The sequence below is a fragment of the Pseudoalteromonas undina genome (genome assembly GCF_000238275.3).
GTDB classification, from domain to species: Bacteria; Pseudomonadota; Gammaproteobacteria; order Enterobacterales; family Alteromonadaceae; genus Pseudoalteromonas; species Pseudoalteromonas undina.
The window spans coordinates 621,901-637,750 of the sequence record NZ_AHCF03000002.1; the positions used below are offsets into that span (position 1 = coordinate 621,901).

Here is a 15,850-nt window from a genome sequence, read left to right on the forward strand (position 1 = left end):
TTTTTTTATATTAATGATTTACTTAAATCATTTTTGTTTAGTGTTTTTAGAATAACGAGGTAATAACGTGAATAAACAATCAGGTTTTTCTTTATTAGAAGTGATGGTGGTATTGGTTATCATCGGGATGATCATGTCGATTGTGGCACCTAATATTATGGGTCAGCAAGAAGAAGCGGCTATTGATAAAGCGCATTTAGATATTCAGCAGTTAGAAGATGCCGTTAGCCTTTACAAGTTAAAAAATAAAAGCTACCCGAGTACAGAGCAAGGGCTTGAGGCGTTGGTAACTAAAACCAGCATTGAGCCTATCCCAAAGCGTTTTCCTGATGGCGGTTTTATTAGTAAATTGCCAGAAGATCCATGGGGCAACCCTTACCAACTTATTTACCCAGGTGAAGTAGGTAAAATTGATATTTTTTCAATGGGGCCTGATGGCGAACCGGCTACTGAGGATGATATTGGTAACTGGGGTGAAGATAAGCAGTAATGGGCATTAACTTAATCATACGCTTAAACTTAGTTGATTGGGGTTTACCATGCGGGTAAACCTTAAGCACCTGAGTGCGAAGCAATATGGTTTTAGTTTAATAGAAATTTTAGTGGTATTGGTGATCATCGCCTTTGCCACCAAAATGGTGGTATACAGCTTAGATGGCGGCGCAGAGGAAGAGCTAGATAAGCAAGCAAGTAGGCTGCATACCACCATTAATGCCGCATCGGAATTTGCCGTACTTAATCAGGTAGAGTTAGGTTTATTAGTTGATCAAAATACGCTTGAGTTTTTAGTGTTTGATGGCGAAAAGTGGACCAGCTTTGAGCGGGAAGAGTTATTTAAACCAATTGAGTTTGACCAGCAATTTAAAGTAACACTTAATCTAGAAGACTTACCTTGGGCACAAGATAACTTATTAGAGCAGTCTAACTGGCGTGAGTTAATGAGTGGCGATAATGAAGATAGTTTATTAGAACTTAAAAAATTAAAAGTTCCTCAAGTACTTCTTTTATCCTCTGCTGATGTAAGTGCATTTCAGCTTATGCTTGAGTTAAAAGATCAGGCGGAGCCGGTATATTTTATTGAAGGTAAATTTGCAGCGCCAGTTGATTTTCGTCGAGAGCCCCAATAATGAAAAAATACCAAGGTTTTACCTTATTAGAAGTCTTAGTTGCGCTAAGTATTTGTGCTATGGCGGGTATTGCTGCAATGCAAGCAACTGGTGAGCATATTCATCACTTATCGAGTATTGAAGAGCAAACGTATGGCTCATGGGTAGCCGAGAATGTATTGGTAGAACAACGAACGAAAGGCGAGAAATGGCAAGGTAAAAATGGTACCCGCGGCACTGAGATGATGGCGGGGATTGAATGGTTTTGGCGCCAAGATGTTGTGCCCACTGCTGATAAGAGCTTTGTAAAGGTCACTATTAATGTGTTTACAGATGATAAGTATGAAAATTCAATTTATGAGTTAAGTACTTACTTAAATAAAGGTAAGCCATAAGTGAAGCAGCGCGGTTTTACATTATTAGAAGTGATGGTGGCACTAGGGGTGTTGGCGTTTGTTATTATGGCCACCCACCAAATACTTGATACCACCACGCGTGCCAAAGAAGCATCAGATGAAAAAATTGCTGAGCTAAATGGGTTACAAACAGCCTTCAGGCTAATGGATCAAGACTTTAGCCAAATGACTAAACGCCAAGTGCGTAATGAAGCAGGGGATTTTCAAGAGAGTTACTTACTTGCAGGGCGCTACATTTTAGAAAGCCAGCTTGATGGCATTGCCTTTGTGCGTGATGGTTGGATGAATCCCATTAATTTGCTTCCTCGCTCAGAGCTGCAAGCTGTTGGTTATCGAGTAATTGATGACAACTTAGAACGAGTATATCGCATTTATGTTGATCAACTTGATAATATGGAGCCTCGTAGCCAAGTTGTTTTAGCTGACGTAGAAGAGCTTAAGTTTGAGTTTTTAGATGGTAACGCAGAGTGGCAAGAAAACTGGCAAATTAAGGCGTTACCTAAAGCGGTAGCTGTAACGTTAAAGCAAATGAACGCAGAACCAATTAGGCGCGTTTTTTTAGTGCCAGGACTCGGTAAAGAGTTACCTAAACCAGTTAATGATGGTACTAACCAATCGCAACCAAATGGCCGAGGAACGCCTTGATGAATCAAAAAACATCACGCGGCGCGGCGTTAGTTATTGTGTTATTTATTGTCGCGCTGGCTGCTATTTTAGCCGTAGAAATGAGTGCGAACTTAATGTTACAGGTTCAAAGAAGTACTAACTTGCAGAGTCAGCAACAGGCTAAATGGTATGCTTATGGCGCTGAAGAATTAGCTATTAAAGGCTTAATTCAAAGTAAAAAAGACGATCCAGAAAAAACCACCTTAGCGCAGCCGTGGGCAAAGCAAGGTGATGTTAAGTATCCAGTTGATAACGGCACGTTAAGCGGTCAGTTAACTGATTTACAAGCCTGTTTAAACTTAAATGCGCTTGGTGCTGAGCCTGACCCAAACAGTACTAATAAAACGAACCCTGCGCATAAAGCGTTGTTTGCCATATTAGAAAATATAGAAGACTTACCCAGTGATGAGTCTGAAGAAGGTATGGCTGATAGTGTTTTTGACTGGTTAGATAAAAATAGTATTACGTATCGCTCAGGAGCTGAAGAAGGCGAGTATTTATCGCGTCAGTTTCCGTATATGACAGCAAATAGCCTATTTGCTTCGGTATCTGAACTGCGTTTAATTAAAGGCTTTAACCCTTTAGTGATGGAAAAGGTGCTGCCTTTTGTCTGTGTGATCCCAGGTAGTACGTTACTTTCAATTAATGTTAATACAGTCACTGAAGAGCAAGCTTTATTGCTCAGTGGCCTAATAGACGAACTGAGTGTTTCGGGTGCTCAAGCGGTAATTGCAGCGCGACCTGAAAATGGCTTTGATAATATTGAAGAGTTTTTTGAGTCTGTTAAACAACAAGGCGGCAAAAATATCAAAGCAGTAGAAAAGCTTTTTAGTTTAAAAAGTGAATATTTTAAATTACAAACGCAGGCAAAATTTGTTGATTTGCGTTTTTCGATGACCACATTACTGTATGCCAGCAATGGCGAGGTAACGATACTGGCGCGAAAATTTGGAGGCGTACAGTGACAGAGATACTGTTGATCCGCACGGGTCAAACCGAGCAAGATTTACTTAACTGGTTAATATACTCACCACAAGAACAAGAAATAATAGCAAGTGGCGAGCTACAAAATGCCAATCAGTTAAGTGAACTAACTGAAAAAGCATTAACCCGAGAACTTGTGGTACTTTTACCATGTGACCAAGTGCAATTAAAAACCGTGACACTGCCAACAAAGTGGAGCCGTAAATTAGAGCAAGCATTGCCCTATATGCTCGAAGAAGATATTGCCTGTGATATAGACGACATTTATATCGCGCTTGGAGAGCCAACTATGGTTGATGAGCAGCATGCCATTAAGATTGCGCTAACGAACCGTGATTGGTTTGAGCACTGGTTAGAAGTATTTGAACAACATCAACTCACCCCGTATCAAATTGCACCGGATGCATTACTATTACCAAGCGCTGAAGAGTCATGTGTTACTGCCATCGAACTTAATAAGCAGTGGCTCTTTAAACAAGGTGACTGGCACATTAGCGCGGTTGAAAGCAGTTGGCTAAACGAGTATTTAGTAGCATTAGGCAACCCTGATATCAAGCATTACAGCCCCGCTGATCAGTTTCCTGAAGCACTTAACTTATATCCGCAAACAAGTGACTATGAGTTACCGTTAGCATTATTTGCTAAACAACTTGATAAACTTAAGTTTAATTTGCGTCAAGGACCTTACACCCTTAAAAAGAAAACTGCGTTATGGTGGGGTTACTGGAAAAGTGCTGCCATTATTAGTGTGGTTGCCTTGGTATCAAGTGTGACTATTAAAGCGGTTGAATTGCATCAGCTTAATTCGCAGCTAGAAGTAGCTAAATCGCAAGTAGTAGAGCGATATCAAAAAGCCTTTCCCGGCACACGAGTACGCCCTCATTTAATTAAAAATCAAATACAGGGTGCATTGAATAAAGTACAAGGTGTTAGCGATGCTGGCTTTTTAGATTTAACCAGTAAATTGGTTAGCGTGTTTTCGCAAGTGAATGAGTTTACGCCACAAACATTACGCTTTGACAAACGCCGTAATGAATTGCGCATTCGAGCGCGTGGTAAAGACTTTCAAACTTTTGGTAAGGTTAAAGCCATTCTCGAGCAGCAAGGGGTTACTGTTGAGCAGGGCTCGTTAAATAATGATGGCGATTTTATCGTCGGCGAAATCAGACTGCGAGGTGCACAATGAAGCAGCAGTTAATGCAATATTGGCGTTCATTAAAAGAGCAAGAGCAACAACTAATTATGGTTGCAGGCGGTGTATTTATCATTTTTGTTTTGGTGATGGGGGTTTTTAGGCCTTTAAATACTGCGATAGAGCGGGCACAGCAATCACAAATAAAACAGCAAGAATTGTTAGCCTGGGTAGACGAGAGTATTGTTAAGCTCAAAGCCGCGGGTAAAACGCAAGCTGTGAGTAATCAAAATCTCAGCCAAATAGTTAATAATACGCGCGGCCGTTACAGCATTAATATTAGTAAAATGCAGCCTAATGATAACTCACTTCGTTTAACGCTCGACTCAGTAGAGTTTAATCTATTAATCCAATGGATTGACGAGCTCGTTAATCAGCATGGTTTAAGCGTAGAAAATCTAGATTTAAGCCAAGATGATAAATCCGGTTATGTACGCGTAAGCCGTTTAGTATTAGAGAAGTAGTTAATGAAAAAAATAATAATATTATCCATCGTTTTTTTAATGAGCTTTATTGTTTTTAGCGTTATTAAATTACCGGCTGCGGTTGCTGTAAATTTAGCTAAACCGTATTTTCCACCGCAGCTAGAAATAGGACAAACTGCTGGCACGTTGTGGCAGGGACAAGTTATGCAGCTGCGCTTTGAAGGTGAGCAATTAAATAATGTACGCTGGGATATATCTGGCTGGGCGTTATTTAAAGCTCAAGTGAATACTAACTTACGCTTTGGTAATCCTCGCGAGCGCAGTGACATATCGGGCTATGCAGATATTAGTTATTCACTAGCAAATGATGAACTTAAAATAACTGATACCGTAGTGCGTTCAACGGTTGAGCGAGCAATGCAGCGAATTGATTTACCGTTACCAGTTACTGCTAAAGGACGTGTAATCTTAGAGCTCGATGAATACGTTTCTGGAGCACCATATTGCCAATCATTACAAGGTGAAATAGCCAGTCCTGATATTGACGTACAAGGTTTAACTGGTTGGTTCAATATTGGTGATCTTAGTGGCAAATTAAGTTGTAAGTCGGGCGATGTTGCTATACTCATCGAGCCAGACAATAGATTAGGGCTAGAAGCAGATGCTACACTAAAGGCTAATTTTGACTTTAAAGTTGCGGGATATGTTAAACCTGATCTAACTTTACCCAAAGAGGTACATGACGCGGTGAAGTTTTTAGGCAGACCAGATAACCAAGGTCGTTACCCACTTAAATTTTAATATTTTATATAAAGAGTTTTAATGCAAATACCTCAGTTTACTGAGCAGCATGCCAAGCTGCTCAGCGAGTTTTTAAATACCCAATCAGGCGCAATGAGCCTTACCCAAAGCCAAGGTTATTTATTTGGCGTTATATGTTCACCTGAGCCGCTAGAAGTTCACCAATGGTTAGAAAATATTCTCCCTGATACAGCAAACGACCTTGATGAAGACATGTTATTTTTGTTAATGGCGTTACATCATCAAGTGAGTGAGCAAGTATTTGAGCTGGGTTATAAGTTACCCGCTGAGTTTGAATATGACTTTTGCCAGCACTGGTCTGCGGGTTTTTTAACCGCAAGCCAAGCGTATACCCATAAGTTATTAGCAAGTGAGCAACTAGACATTCAATACAAGCAAGCGCTTGAAAGCGCACAGGCTACGCTCAGTTTTTTTGCACTCGATAAACCAATCATTAAGCAAATTGCACAGCAAAATAATATTGATGAATTACACTTATGTGAGCAGCAGTACGAGTTAATGGGCGACTTTGCATTAGGTTTTGCTGAACTTATCGAAATTGTAGCGCTTAACAGTGGTTTATATACTGATGAAGGGTGGGAGGAGTAAGTTTTCTAGCGCTTAAACGTTGTTCTTAACACCTAACCGCCAATTTCTAATTCAATATCAGTGCAACCTTGTTTGCACTGTATTACTCCTTTACCGGGTTCGCTGGTGGCTAAGTTAAGGGTTAATACGCCATTACAATGTTCGCATTTTAACGTTTTACCCTGTGCCAATTGCTTAAGCATGGTGCGATGTTTATGAAATGAGTTACTTGCTTTTTTATTTAATCCAGAAAAATCCATTACTTTACTCTCGCTTGCGCTAATGACTCTTTGATAATACGACATACAGTAAGTAATCGTTCTTCGTAAAAATAGAGGTTTAGATCACCTTGGCGACAATAGCGTAGTTCAAATAACTTGACTGATTCATCCGTAGTAAATGTTTTAGCAACATAGTCTTGCTCAGAACGAGAAAGTGCTAACTGTTGATTCACTTTATTTCTCGTCATGGTTGCTACAGGAAAGCGATCTACTTTAGTTGAGCTGCTTAACAAACCGATACCATCACCGAGCAACCGTTCGCGCGGCTCTTTTACCAAAGGATGATCAACGGTAAAAAATGCTAGGATCACAACCACTAGTATAAAAAATTTCTTCATAAATATACAAACCTTGATCCAAACAACACTTTAGTAGCCGGCAAGTGTAATAAAATACACCTTAAAAGCAAGTCACAAATTGAATAAATTATTAGCAATCTAGTCAGTAATTTTAGCTAATATGCGTATAATAAGAGGCAGTAGTTAGATATTTCTGAAATATCTGAAAGTACACAAGTGCGACTTAAAGCGTATTATGTTTAGCATGCAAGTTGTTACACTTAGGCGAAAAGTACAAAAAGATTGCTGAATTTTTATTTCCTAGCGGCGTTGAGGAACTTCAATGGATAAGCAAATTAAAGTAAAAAACATACCAACAGAGGTTAAGATCCAAAAACCTGATCTGAGCCGTCAAGAAGATAGATTTAACCCCCGCAATCGCATTTATGTACGTGCGGTTACAGGGCTTCATCAATTACTAAGACAACGCATTGGCTTTTTAGGCATGCTAGCGTTTATGTTATTGCCTTGGATCAACTTTAATGGCCAGCAAGCTGTGTTGTTTGAGCTAATGGAGCAAAAGTTTAATATTTTTGGTTTAACCCTATGGCCACAAGACTTCACTATTCTTGCATTTATTTTTATGCTTGCGGCGTTTGCTCTATTTTTAGTGACTACTTTTTATGGCCGCGTATGGTGTGGCTATACCTGTCCGCAAACAGTATGGACCTTTATTTTTATTTGGTTTGAAGAAAAGTTTGAGGGCAGTGCTAACCAACGTAAAAAGTTAGACCAACGGCCAATGGATTTTGACAAATTCTGGCGAAAAACCGCAAAGCACACTAGTTGGGTGTTATTTTCTTTGTATACCGCGTTAACTTTTGTTGGTTATTTTACGCCTATTCGCGAACTACTCCCTGAATTTGTTACCTTTAACGTAGGCGGTTATGCCTTAGTTAGTATTATTGTATTTACTATTTGTACTTATGGTAACGCGGGTTGGATGCGCGAGATTATGTGTTTACATATATGCCCATACTCACGTTTTCAGTCAGCAATGTTTGATAAAGACACCTTTACTGTAAGCTACGATGAAGCGCGTGGTGAAAACCGCGGGCCACGTTCGCGTAAACAAGACCCAAAAGAGCTGGGGTTAGGTGATTGTATTGACTGTAACTTGTGTGTGCAGGTTTGCCCAACTGGGATTGATATTCGTAATGGTCTGCAATACGAGTGTATAAACTGTGGCGCGTGTATTGACGCCTGTGACGGCGTAATGGACAAAATGAATTATCCTCGAGGCCTAATCTCTTATACCACCGAGCGTAACTTGGAAACCCCAGAGAATAAAACTCATCCGCTGCGTCCTAAGCTGATTGGTTACAGTATTATTTTAGTCTTACTTACCGGTGCGTTGGTAGCCAATATAGCTATGCGTAAACCTATGGACTTTGATATTATCCGTGATCGCAATCAGTTGTATCGTGTCGATTTTAATGGCTTAGTTGAAAACACCTACACCTTAAAAGTGATTAATAAGGCACAATACGAGCAAACATTCTCTATTGATGTTAAAGGGTTAGATAACTATAAATACATAGGTGATACCACCTTTACGGTGAACGCTGGTGAATCGCATAATGTACCGTTATCATTAGTAATGGACCCTTATGATTTAAAAGCGCCAATGACCGAATTTAACTTTGTACTGTCGCCAATAAACGAACCCGATAACCAAATATCGCAGCAAAGTAACTTTTTTAAAGCGCGATAAAGAGTCTGTATTAAAAAACAAACACTGATATTAACAAAAAAGCGGGATATTCCCGCTTTTCTTTTATATAAGAAGTATATGAGTAAATTTAGCTTTATTGACTTAACCCCAGATCTTATTTTGGATGCCATCGAAAGCGTTGATATTTACGCTGAGTCAGGGTTGCTAGCGCTAAATAGCTACGAAAATCGAGTGTATCAATTTGTAGCTGAGGGTGGAAAACGTTACGTTGTTAAGTTTTATCGACCTGAGCGCTGGAGCAAAGCACAAATTCAAGAGGAACATGATTTTGCCTTTGAGCTGGCAGCTGCAGAAGTGCCAGTGGTTGCGCCAATAAAGCATAATGGGCAAAGCTTATTTGAACACCAAGGGTATTTATTTACTTTATTCCCAAGTGTAGGCGGGCGTTTATTTGAAGTCGATAATTTAGATCAGCTTGACGTACTAGGGCGTTTAATTGGTCGCATGCACCAAGTAGCGAAAACGCAGCCCTTTAGCCAAAGACCAACTGTTAGCTGCGATGAATACCTGCATACAGCTAAAGTTCACTTACAAAAAAGTAATTTAGTCCCTATGGGACTAGAGACTTCCTTTTACACTATTTTAGATTTAGTTATTGCCCAAGCGCAGCTGCAATATAAAAATGTAGACAGTATTCGCTTACACGGAGACTGCCATGCTGGTAATATTTTATGGGCTGGGGATGCGCTGATGTTTGTTGATTTAGACGATAGCCGCCAAGGACCTGCAATTCAAGATTTATGGATGATGCTCAGTGGCGATCGACAAACACAGCTGTTACAGTTAGACACTTTAGTGAATGCGTATGAAGAGTTTTGTGATTTTGATCACTCACAACTGAAGCTGATCGAACCGCTTCGCGCCATGCGTATGATTCATTACATGGGTTGGGTTGCAAAACGTTGGAGCGATCCAGCTTTTGTACGGAACTTTTCATGGTTTGCAGATGACAAATACTGGGAGCAACAAATTTTAGCGCTTAAAGAACAGCTTGCAGCTTTGCAAGAAGCCCCGTTAAAATTATTGCCATAATATTTTTATTTAAAAAAGAAGTATAACGAGATATTCATGCTTAAAAAATTAAAACTAAGTTTACTGATCCTATGTTTACCTTTCGCAGCACTAGCTGCCAACTTTGAAGCAGGTAATCAATATACTGTGATTGACGTTGAAAAGAGTAAAACGCCAAACGTAACCGAATTCTTCTCTTTCTATTGCCCGCACTGTTTTAAATTTGAGCCGGTAGCAAAAGGGATTGCAGAAAACTTACCTGAAGGGGCTGAGTTTGTAAAAAATCATGTTAACTTTTTAGGGGGCGTTTCACCACAAGCACAAAGTAACCTGAGCTTTGCTTACTTAATTGCAAAAAAACATGGTCAAGCCGAAGCAGTAACAGCGAAAATTTTTAAAAGCATCCATATTCAGCGTGCACCATTAACAGAAATTAAAGACGTTAAGAAGTTATTAGAGCTTAACGCAATTGATAACAGCACATTTGATAATGATATTGCTAGTTTGCCTATCATAGCAGCTGAACGTGCCATGCAAGATAAGCAGAATAAATATTCTGAGCTTGGCGCATTAACTGGCGTACCTACATTTATCGTAAATGACAAATATAAAATCAATATTAATACAATCAAGAGCCAACAAGAACTTGATGAGTTAATTAGCTTTTTACTAAAACTATAATTTTTGGAGCACCATAATAATGATCAAATTAGTTAAAGCAGGGTTGCTTGCTGTATTACTCCCTTTAGCTGCAACCAGTTTTGCTGCCACTTACGAAGAGGGCGTACATTATGATGTCGTCTCTGATCGTGCAACTAGAAAGCCAGAAGTAAAAGAGTTTTTCTCTTTTTACTGCCCTGCATGTAATAACATGGAGCCACTGCTTGCTGAGATCAAACCTAAGCTAGACAAAAACGTAAAGTTCAAGAAAAGCCATGTGGATTTCGTGGGCGTTCGTGACCCAGAACATCAAACCATGATCAGCCAAGCACTAGCTACTGCTGAAGTACTACCGCAAAAAGATAAAATTATTTCAGCGATGTTTGACCACATTCACGCAAAGCGTGCTCGTTTTAATGAGCTTGCAGATGTAAAAGATGTATTTTTAGCGCAAGGTGTAGATGGCGACAAATTTGATAAATTATTTGAAAGCTTTTCGGTACGTACACTGAGCTCTAAAATGAAGCGCGACCAAGATTACTTTAAAGGAAAAGGGGCACTGCGTGGCGTTCCAACATTTATTGTTAATGGTAAATATAAGCTTAACTTAGGTGGCGAGTCAGGTATTTCATCGCCAGAAGATGTAAGCGCACTTATTAACTACTTAGCAAATAAATAAGTAGTTTAGTGAAATAAAAAAGCTCCGAAAGGAGCTTTTTTATTTGGAGAAGAAAATTCATTATGGAAAAAATTTTAATCTAAAGTTGTTTGTTAGGTTTGCCAGTTCGTTATGATGGTAAAGGCCAAACAATATTGCACCCTCAACTTAATTTGTGGCAAAAGCAAAATAGATTAATCGTATTTTGTCCTGAGATTGCTGGTGGTTTACTCGTGCCTAGAGCGCCCGCTGAGATAAAGCAAAATCGAGTTATTACAAATACTGCTGAGGATGTAACAAGTGCATTTGAAGCTGGCGCTAGTAAAGCATTAGCCCTTTGTAATAAGCATAATATTCGCTTTGCTTTACTAAAAGAGTCTAGTCCTTCGTGTGGCCGTAATACAATTTATGATGGAAGCCATAGTGGGGTGAAAGTAAAAGGCATGGGGCTGACCGCTAAGTTATTGGTAAAGAATCACGTTAAAGTATTTAGTGAAGAGCAAATACCAGCACTTATCAAGGCGCTGGTATTATAGTATTAGATTTTATTTTTTCTGTAAAAATACACCAGATTCAATATGGTGTGTGTAAGGGAACTGATCAAATATTGCAAAGCGCTTAACCTCATGGGTTTGCGTTAAGTGATCAAGATCACGCTCTAACGTATCTGGGTTACATGATATATAAATAATATTCTCATAGTTAGCCACTAAATCACACGTTAGGGTATCCATGCCAGCACGAGGTGGGTCGACTAGAATGGTTTGGCAGTTGTAACTACTAAGGTCAATACCATCTAAGCGAGAGAAAGTACGCTCGCCTTTCATTGCCTGAGTAAACTCTTCGCTCGACATGCGAATAATATCTAAGTTAGTTACTTTGTTTTGAGCAATATTATATTGCGCTGAATGCACAGACGATTTTGATATTTCTGTTGCCAGCACTTTATTAAATGAGCCCGCAAGTGCAATTGAAAAGTTTCCGTTACCACAATACAGCTCTAGTAAATCATTGTTTAGTGGTTTACATAGCTCTTGTGCCCACTCTAACATTTTAATATTCACCTTCGCATTAGGCTGAGTAAAGCTATTTTCTACCTGTTGATAGATTAGCTCTTGGCCATTTACCACTAAACGCTCAGTAACAAAGTCATCGCCTAATTTTTCTTTTTGCTTACGTGCACGGCCAATAAAGTCAATTTTGTACTGGCTACTTAGCTTTTCCTTTAAGGCATTAATCTCAGTTAACCAGTGTTCATCAAGTGGCTTGTGATAAAGCAAGCTCACTAAAATTTCACCGCTGAGGGTCGATAAATAATCTATTTGGAATAATTTACGACGCAGTACTTCGCAGCCTTTTAAGTTATCAATCATTACCTGCATAACTTCACCTACTAAAGGAGCTGCAGGATCAAAGGTATCGACACGTATTTTATCTTTCGTTTGTTGATCAAACATAATATGAAACAGATCGTCGCCATCGTGCCATACTCTAAATTCTGCACGTTGACGGTAGTTAATAGGCTCAGAGCTAAATACTTCTAACTGTTTTACACCGAAACGTTGAAACTGCTCTGTAATACGCTGCTCTTTTTCATTTAATTGTGCATCGTACTGCGTGGTATCTATATTTATAACTGCCATTAACGGTATAACCTTATCGTTGAGATCTGTTTATCGGCGCTATTGTAGGGAGCGAAGCGTATTTGTCTAGTTTTGATCAAATATAGTGAGCTTTTTTTAAGCATTTTACTACAGTATAGGCTTACTTGGCCGATAAAATAGTAAGTCTAAATAGGAGTCTTCTCATGAAAATAGGTAACTTTAGTTTTGTTCCAAACAGCAATGCCAATAAATACAATACTAAGCAAGCAATGCCACAGCCTAAAATAGACTCCCCACCAACTAGCTATCAGCAACGCGGAAAAGAATTGGCAGCGGCCGTATTGGGTGACAAAATGGCAAAAGAATTAGGCTTGCCGGTTGCTGAAGCGAAAAAAGACAAACCATTGTTTGATTTTAATGAAGTAGTCAAAAATGTTTTAGACTTTGTCACAAGCTCAGTAAAAAAAGCCAAAGCCAATGGTGCCGATGATGACAAGCTACAAGATATACTTAACCAGGCACGTAAAGGCGTGCAAACAGGTGTTGATGAAGCTGTAGATGAATTAAAAGGTATGGGCGTATTTAATCAAGAGCTTGAAGAGGGTATTGATAAATCAAAAGAGGGCATCTTTAATGGCCTTGATAAATTTGAGCAGAACTTATTTAATCCTCAGCCAGCAAGCGTAACGGTTAGTCAATCGCAGTATGTGAACCTTAGTAACAGCGCTGATTACACTTTTACCACCGCAGAAGGTGATGAGGTGAGTATTAGTTTTGCAGACGCTTACCAATCTCAGTCATCTAGTCGCTATCAGCAAACTGAAAGCTCACAAGCATTTAGTACGCAATTTTCTGAATCTCGCGAGTTGTCATTTTCTATGTCAGTAAATGGAGAGCTTAATGAAGACGAACAGCAAGCTATAAATGATTTAATGGCAGAGTTACAAGATGTAAGTAAAACCTTTTTCAGTGGTGACTTAGATAAAGCATTTGAACAAGCCCAAGAACTCAGCTTAGGAAATGAACAGCTGGTGGCATTTTCAATGGACTTACGTCAAAGCAAAACTGTGGCAGCTATTAAAGAGTATGAACAAATTAAGCCAACATCAGAAAAGGCCATTGCCGAAACCGTCGCGCCTTTTAATGATGATCTAAAATCGGCTTACTCTAAAGCGCAAGCACTAGGATTAGAAAGCCAGCTATCAGGTATCATTCAATGGCTAAATCAAGATCAACAAGAAATAGATAAACTGGTTGATTACACTAACACCATGTTTGAAAACTTAGATAAATTAAACACAGCTACTGCAAAACTAGACGCTGAGTAAAACTACTTTCTTTTATAAAAGCCTCATGGCAAACTGCCGTTCTAAGTAAAGAGTAGGAATGGTAGTTTGTCAGCGCACATCATGGTATTTGATTCAGGTATAGGTGGAACCACAGTACTTGAGCATATTCAGCAAAGCATTCCTCACGCTCAATATAGTTACTTCATGGATAATGCATTATTGCCTTATGGTGCACAGTCGCAGCAGACTATAATTAGTCGCTTATGTGGACTGATCCAATTTATCAAAAATGAGTCGCTCAATGTCGACTTAATTGTTATAGCCTGCAATACCGCCTCAACATCTGCATTAAGTGCGGTACGTCAAATAACAGATATTCCCATTGTAGGGGTTGTACCGGCGATTAAGCCCGCAGCACAAATAACACAATCAAAGCATATTGGATTATTGGCAACCCCTGCTACAGTAGCAAGTTCATATACGAATACACTGATTAAAGAGCATGCCTCACTTATAACTACAAGCTTATATAGTAGTGTTGAATTGGTCACCCTGGCAGAAACATTCTTTTTTACCCAACACCTAGATATAGAAAAGCTGCACGCTGAGTTAAACCGATTAAATATTAATAAAGATATCGATGTGCTGGTATTAGGCTGTACTCACTTTCCTATTCTTGCTAAACCAATTAGTGATTACTTTAAAGCACATATAGAGTTGTTAGATTCTGGTGCGGCTATTGCTAAGCGAGTTAGATCTTTACTAAATTTAAGCGATAATCAAGCAGGCATAAAAAAGCCGCTGCGGTATTATGCAACGGCTGATATATGTAGTGATAAACTAGCCGTTAAGCAAGTTACACTGTTTGATCCGACTCTGAGCGATAAGAGTTAGAATCATCTTCTTGTTTTTGTTTTGCTTCACGTACTTTTAAAGTACGTTGTTGGAACTCACTATCATTTAACTTAGCAATTGCGCTATCCGCATCAGCTTGAGCCATTTCAACAAAACCAAAGCCGCGACGTTTGCCAGTATTCTTATCTTTCAATAAACGAACATTAAATACCTTGCCTTGCTCTTCGAACAAAGCACGTACAACGCCTTCATTTGCGCGATAAGGAAGATTGCCAACATAAAGTGTTTTTGTTTTTACTTCGGCTTCTTCTGCACTTACTGATGACATTGCAGCAATGACAAGTCCACCAATTAATAAACCAGCACCAAATAGTAGTGCAGGGTCTAATGCTAGGCTTGCAAGTGCAAACTTAACGATAACAAAACCAACAACAGCAAGAATAACTGCAAAGATAAAAGATTTTTGATCGGGTAATTTCATTTTGATCTACCAATAAACAGGAAATAAACATTAATTTAACATTGTGAACTTGCTATCTTAACGTCTTAATTGAACATAGCAATGAAATTTATAGTAAATAGTTAATAAGAGTGCAAAAAACGACCTAAAGTAAGCTCTTTCCATACCATTTCAATAGTATTTGCTTGAAAGTTGAGCAAACAGTAAAAAGATCTAAAAAAAAGGTTGATCTGTTTTCGGATCTCCCTATAATGCGACCCCACTGAGACGGGGAACGCCAACGCATAGCGAGGCACGAACTACTCAGAGAGTTAAATAAAACTTAAGTTTAAATCATCGTAAGAAAGTTTAAAATTAAGTGTTGACTCGAAAAATAAAGGATGTATTATACGCATCCCTAGCGACAACGTCGCAACGTTCTTTAACAATATAAAGCAATCATCTGTGTGGGCACTCGTACAGATTGAGTTCTAACAGCCAAGCTTAGTTTACTAAGTGAGGCAAACAAATTTAGAGTCTCAATTGAAACTGAGTGACCAACAGCAATAACTACTTAGGTAGGAATTGCAGCACAGTCAATTCAATATCGAAAGATATTAAATAAATTCAGAATTCATTGAGCTGTCGAAAGACATAAAACTTTTTAATTGAAGAGTTTGATCATGGCTCAGATTGAACGCTGGCGGCAGGCCTAACACATGCAAGTCGAGCGGTAACAGAAAGTAGCTTGCTACTTTGCTGACGAGCGGCGGACGGGTGAGTAATGCTTGGGAACATGCCT

Annotated in this window: 20 protein-coding genes and 1 rRNA gene; 17 read left to right on the forward strand and 4 right to left on the reverse strand. The window is 39.2% G+C overall.

What is annotated here, in order from left to right:
* Positions 1 to 67 precede the first annotated feature (67 nt).
* Genes gspG through PUND_RS03530 form a run of 9 tightly spaced genes read left to right on the forward strand, consistent with a single transcriptional unit; the run spans position 68 to position 6,199 of the window.
* The gene (gspG, locus tag PUND_RS03490) at positions 68 to 490 is read left to right on the forward strand and encodes a type II secretion system major pseudopilin GspG (RefSeq protein WP_010393008.1); all 423 of its coding nucleotides are present in this window, start codon (positions 68 to 70) and stop codon (positions 488 to 490) included.
* 49 nt (positions 491 to 539) lie between these two features.
* Entirely contained in the window at positions 540 to 1,127 is a 588-nt protein-coding gene (gene gspH, locus PUND_RS03495) for a type II secretion system minor pseudopilin GspH (protein WP_010393010.1), read from the forward strand.
* Positions 1,127 to 1,501 carry a type II secretion system minor pseudopilin GspI gene (gene gspI / locus PUND_RS03500; RefSeq protein ID WP_010393012.1) on the forward strand — a complete coding sequence of 125 codons (375 nt, stop codon included), beginning with the start codon at positions 1,127 to 1,129 and terminating at the stop codon, positions 1,499 to 1,501. Before gspH ends, gspI begins: the two co-directional genes overlap by 1 nt.
* The gene (gene gspJ / locus PUND_RS03505; RefSeq protein ID WP_010393015.1) at positions 1,502 to 2,167 is read left to right on the forward strand and encodes a type II secretion system minor pseudopilin GspJ; all 666 of its coding nucleotides are present in this window, start codon (positions 1,502 to 1,504) and stop codon (positions 2,165 to 2,167) included. It begins immediately after the preceding gene.
* The gene (gene gspK / locus PUND_RS03510) at positions 2,167 to 3,153 is read left to right on the forward strand and encodes a type II secretion system minor pseudopilin GspK (RefSeq protein WP_010393017.1); all 987 of its coding nucleotides are present in this window, start codon (positions 2,167 to 2,169) and stop codon (positions 3,151 to 3,153) included. Before gspJ ends, gspK begins: the two co-directional genes overlap by 1 nt.
* Complete coding sequence (gene gspL / locus PUND_RS03515) at positions 3,150 to 4,358, forward strand: type II secretion system protein GspL (RefSeq protein ID WP_010393019.1); 1,209 nt, start codon at positions 3,150 to 3,152, stop codon at positions 4,356 to 4,358. The genes gspK and gspL overlap by 4 nt, the downstream gene beginning before the upstream one ends.
* Positions 4,355 to 4,828, forward strand: a complete 474-nt coding sequence (gspM, locus tag PUND_RS03520) for a type II secretion system protein GspM (RefSeq protein WP_010393021.1) — start codon at positions 4,355 to 4,357, stop codon at positions 4,826 to 4,828. The genes gspL and gspM overlap by 4 nt, the downstream gene beginning before the upstream one ends.
* Positions 4,829 to 4,831: 3 nt before the next feature.
* Entirely contained in the window at positions 4,832 to 5,590 is a 759-nt protein-coding gene (locus PUND_RS03525) for a type II secretion system protein N (RefSeq protein ID WP_010393022.1), read from the forward strand.
* Between the two features lie 21 nt (positions 5,591 to 5,611).
* Entirely contained in the window at positions 5,612 to 6,199 is a 588-nt protein-coding gene (locus PUND_RS03530) for a UPF0149 family protein (protein WP_010393024.1), read from the forward strand.
* A 32-nt stretch (positions 6,200 to 6,231) separates the two neighbouring features.
* On the opposite strand, the gene PUND_RS03535 is transcribed toward PUND_RS03530, so the two are convergent.
* Together PUND_RS03535 and PUND_RS03540 are read right to left on the reverse strand one after the other, a co-directional pair.
* Entirely contained in the window at positions 6,232 to 6,438 is a 207-nt protein-coding gene (locus PUND_RS03535) for a hypothetical protein (RefSeq protein ID WP_010393026.1), read from the reverse strand.
* Positions 6,438 to 6,797, reverse strand: coding sequence for a hypothetical protein (locus tag PUND_RS03540; RefSeq protein ID WP_010393028.1), 360 nt, complete (start codon positions 6,795 to 6,797; stop codon positions 6,438 to 6,440). The genes PUND_RS03535 and PUND_RS03540 overlap by 1 nt, the downstream gene beginning before the upstream one ends.
* Positions 6,798 to 7,080: 283 nt before the next feature.
* Between PUND_RS03540 and ccoG the strand changes: the two genes are divergently transcribed.
* The 5 genes from ccoG (at position 7,081) to PUND_RS03565 (ending at position 11,397) form a co-directional block, all read left to right on the forward strand.
* On the forward strand, positions 7,081 to 8,511 hold the full coding sequence (gene ccoG, locus PUND_RS03545) for a cytochrome c oxidase accessory protein CcoG (protein ID WP_010393031.1): 1,431 nt from the start codon (positions 7,081 to 7,083) through the stop codon (positions 8,509 to 8,511).
* Positions 8,512 to 8,589: 78 nt separating this feature from the next.
* Entirely contained in the window at positions 8,590 to 9,564 is a 975-nt protein-coding gene (locus PUND_RS03550) for a serine/threonine protein kinase (protein WP_010393034.1), read from the forward strand.
* A 36-nt stretch (positions 9,565 to 9,600) separates the two neighbouring features.
* Positions 9,601 to 10,224, forward strand: a complete 624-nt coding sequence (locus PUND_RS03555; RefSeq protein ID WP_010393036.1) for a thiol:disulfide interchange protein DsbA/DsbL — start codon at positions 9,601 to 9,603, stop codon at positions 10,222 to 10,224.
* Between the two features lie 19 nt (positions 10,225 to 10,243).
* A complete protein-coding gene (locus PUND_RS03560) occupies positions 10,244 to 10,882 on the forward strand; it encodes a thiol:disulfide interchange protein DsbA/DsbL (RefSeq protein WP_008113400.1) in 639 nt (212 codons plus the stop codon).
* Between the two features lie 89 nt (positions 10,883 to 10,971).
* Positions 10,972 to 11,397: a 2-thiouracil desulfurase family protein gene (locus PUND_RS03565; RefSeq protein WP_010393039.1), complete on the forward strand. Its 426-nt coding sequence runs from the start codon at positions 10,972 to 10,974 to the stop codon at positions 11,395 to 11,397.
* Positions 11,398 to 11,406: 9 nt separating this feature from the next.
* Here the strand turns inward: PUND_RS03565 and trmA are convergent, their stop codons facing one another.
* Positions 11,407 to 12,504: a tRNA (uridine(54)-C5)-methyltransferase TrmA gene (gene trmA, locus PUND_RS03570; protein WP_010393041.1), complete on the reverse strand. Its 1,098-nt coding sequence runs from the start codon at positions 12,502 to 12,504 to the stop codon at positions 11,407 to 11,409.
* Between the two features lie 164 nt (positions 12,505 to 12,668).
* Between trmA and PUND_RS03575 the strand changes: the two genes are divergently transcribed.
* Complete coding sequence (locus PUND_RS03575) at positions 12,669 to 13,793, forward strand: DUF5610 domain-containing protein (protein ID WP_010393043.1); 1,125 nt, start codon at positions 12,669 to 12,671, stop codon at positions 13,791 to 13,793.
* Between the two features lie 66 nt (positions 13,794 to 13,859).
* Positions 13,860 to 14,648, forward strand: a complete 789-nt coding sequence (gene murI / locus PUND_RS03580; RefSeq protein ID WP_010393046.1) for a glutamate racemase — start codon at positions 13,860 to 13,862, stop codon at positions 14,646 to 14,648.
* Here murI and PUND_RS03585 read toward each other — a convergent pair.
* A complete protein-coding gene (locus tag PUND_RS03585; RefSeq protein ID WP_010393049.1) occupies positions 14,611 to 15,090 on the reverse strand; it encodes an RNA recognition motif domain-containing protein in 480 nt (159 codons plus the stop codon). The genes murI and PUND_RS03585 overlap by 38 nt on opposite strands.
* Positions 15,091 to 15,713: 623 nt before the next feature.
* Between PUND_RS03585 and PUND_RS03590 the strand changes: the two genes are divergently transcribed.
* Positions 15,714 to 15,850: ribosomal RNA gene (locus tag PUND_RS03590) — 16S ribosomal RNA — on the forward strand; the annotation flags it as partial.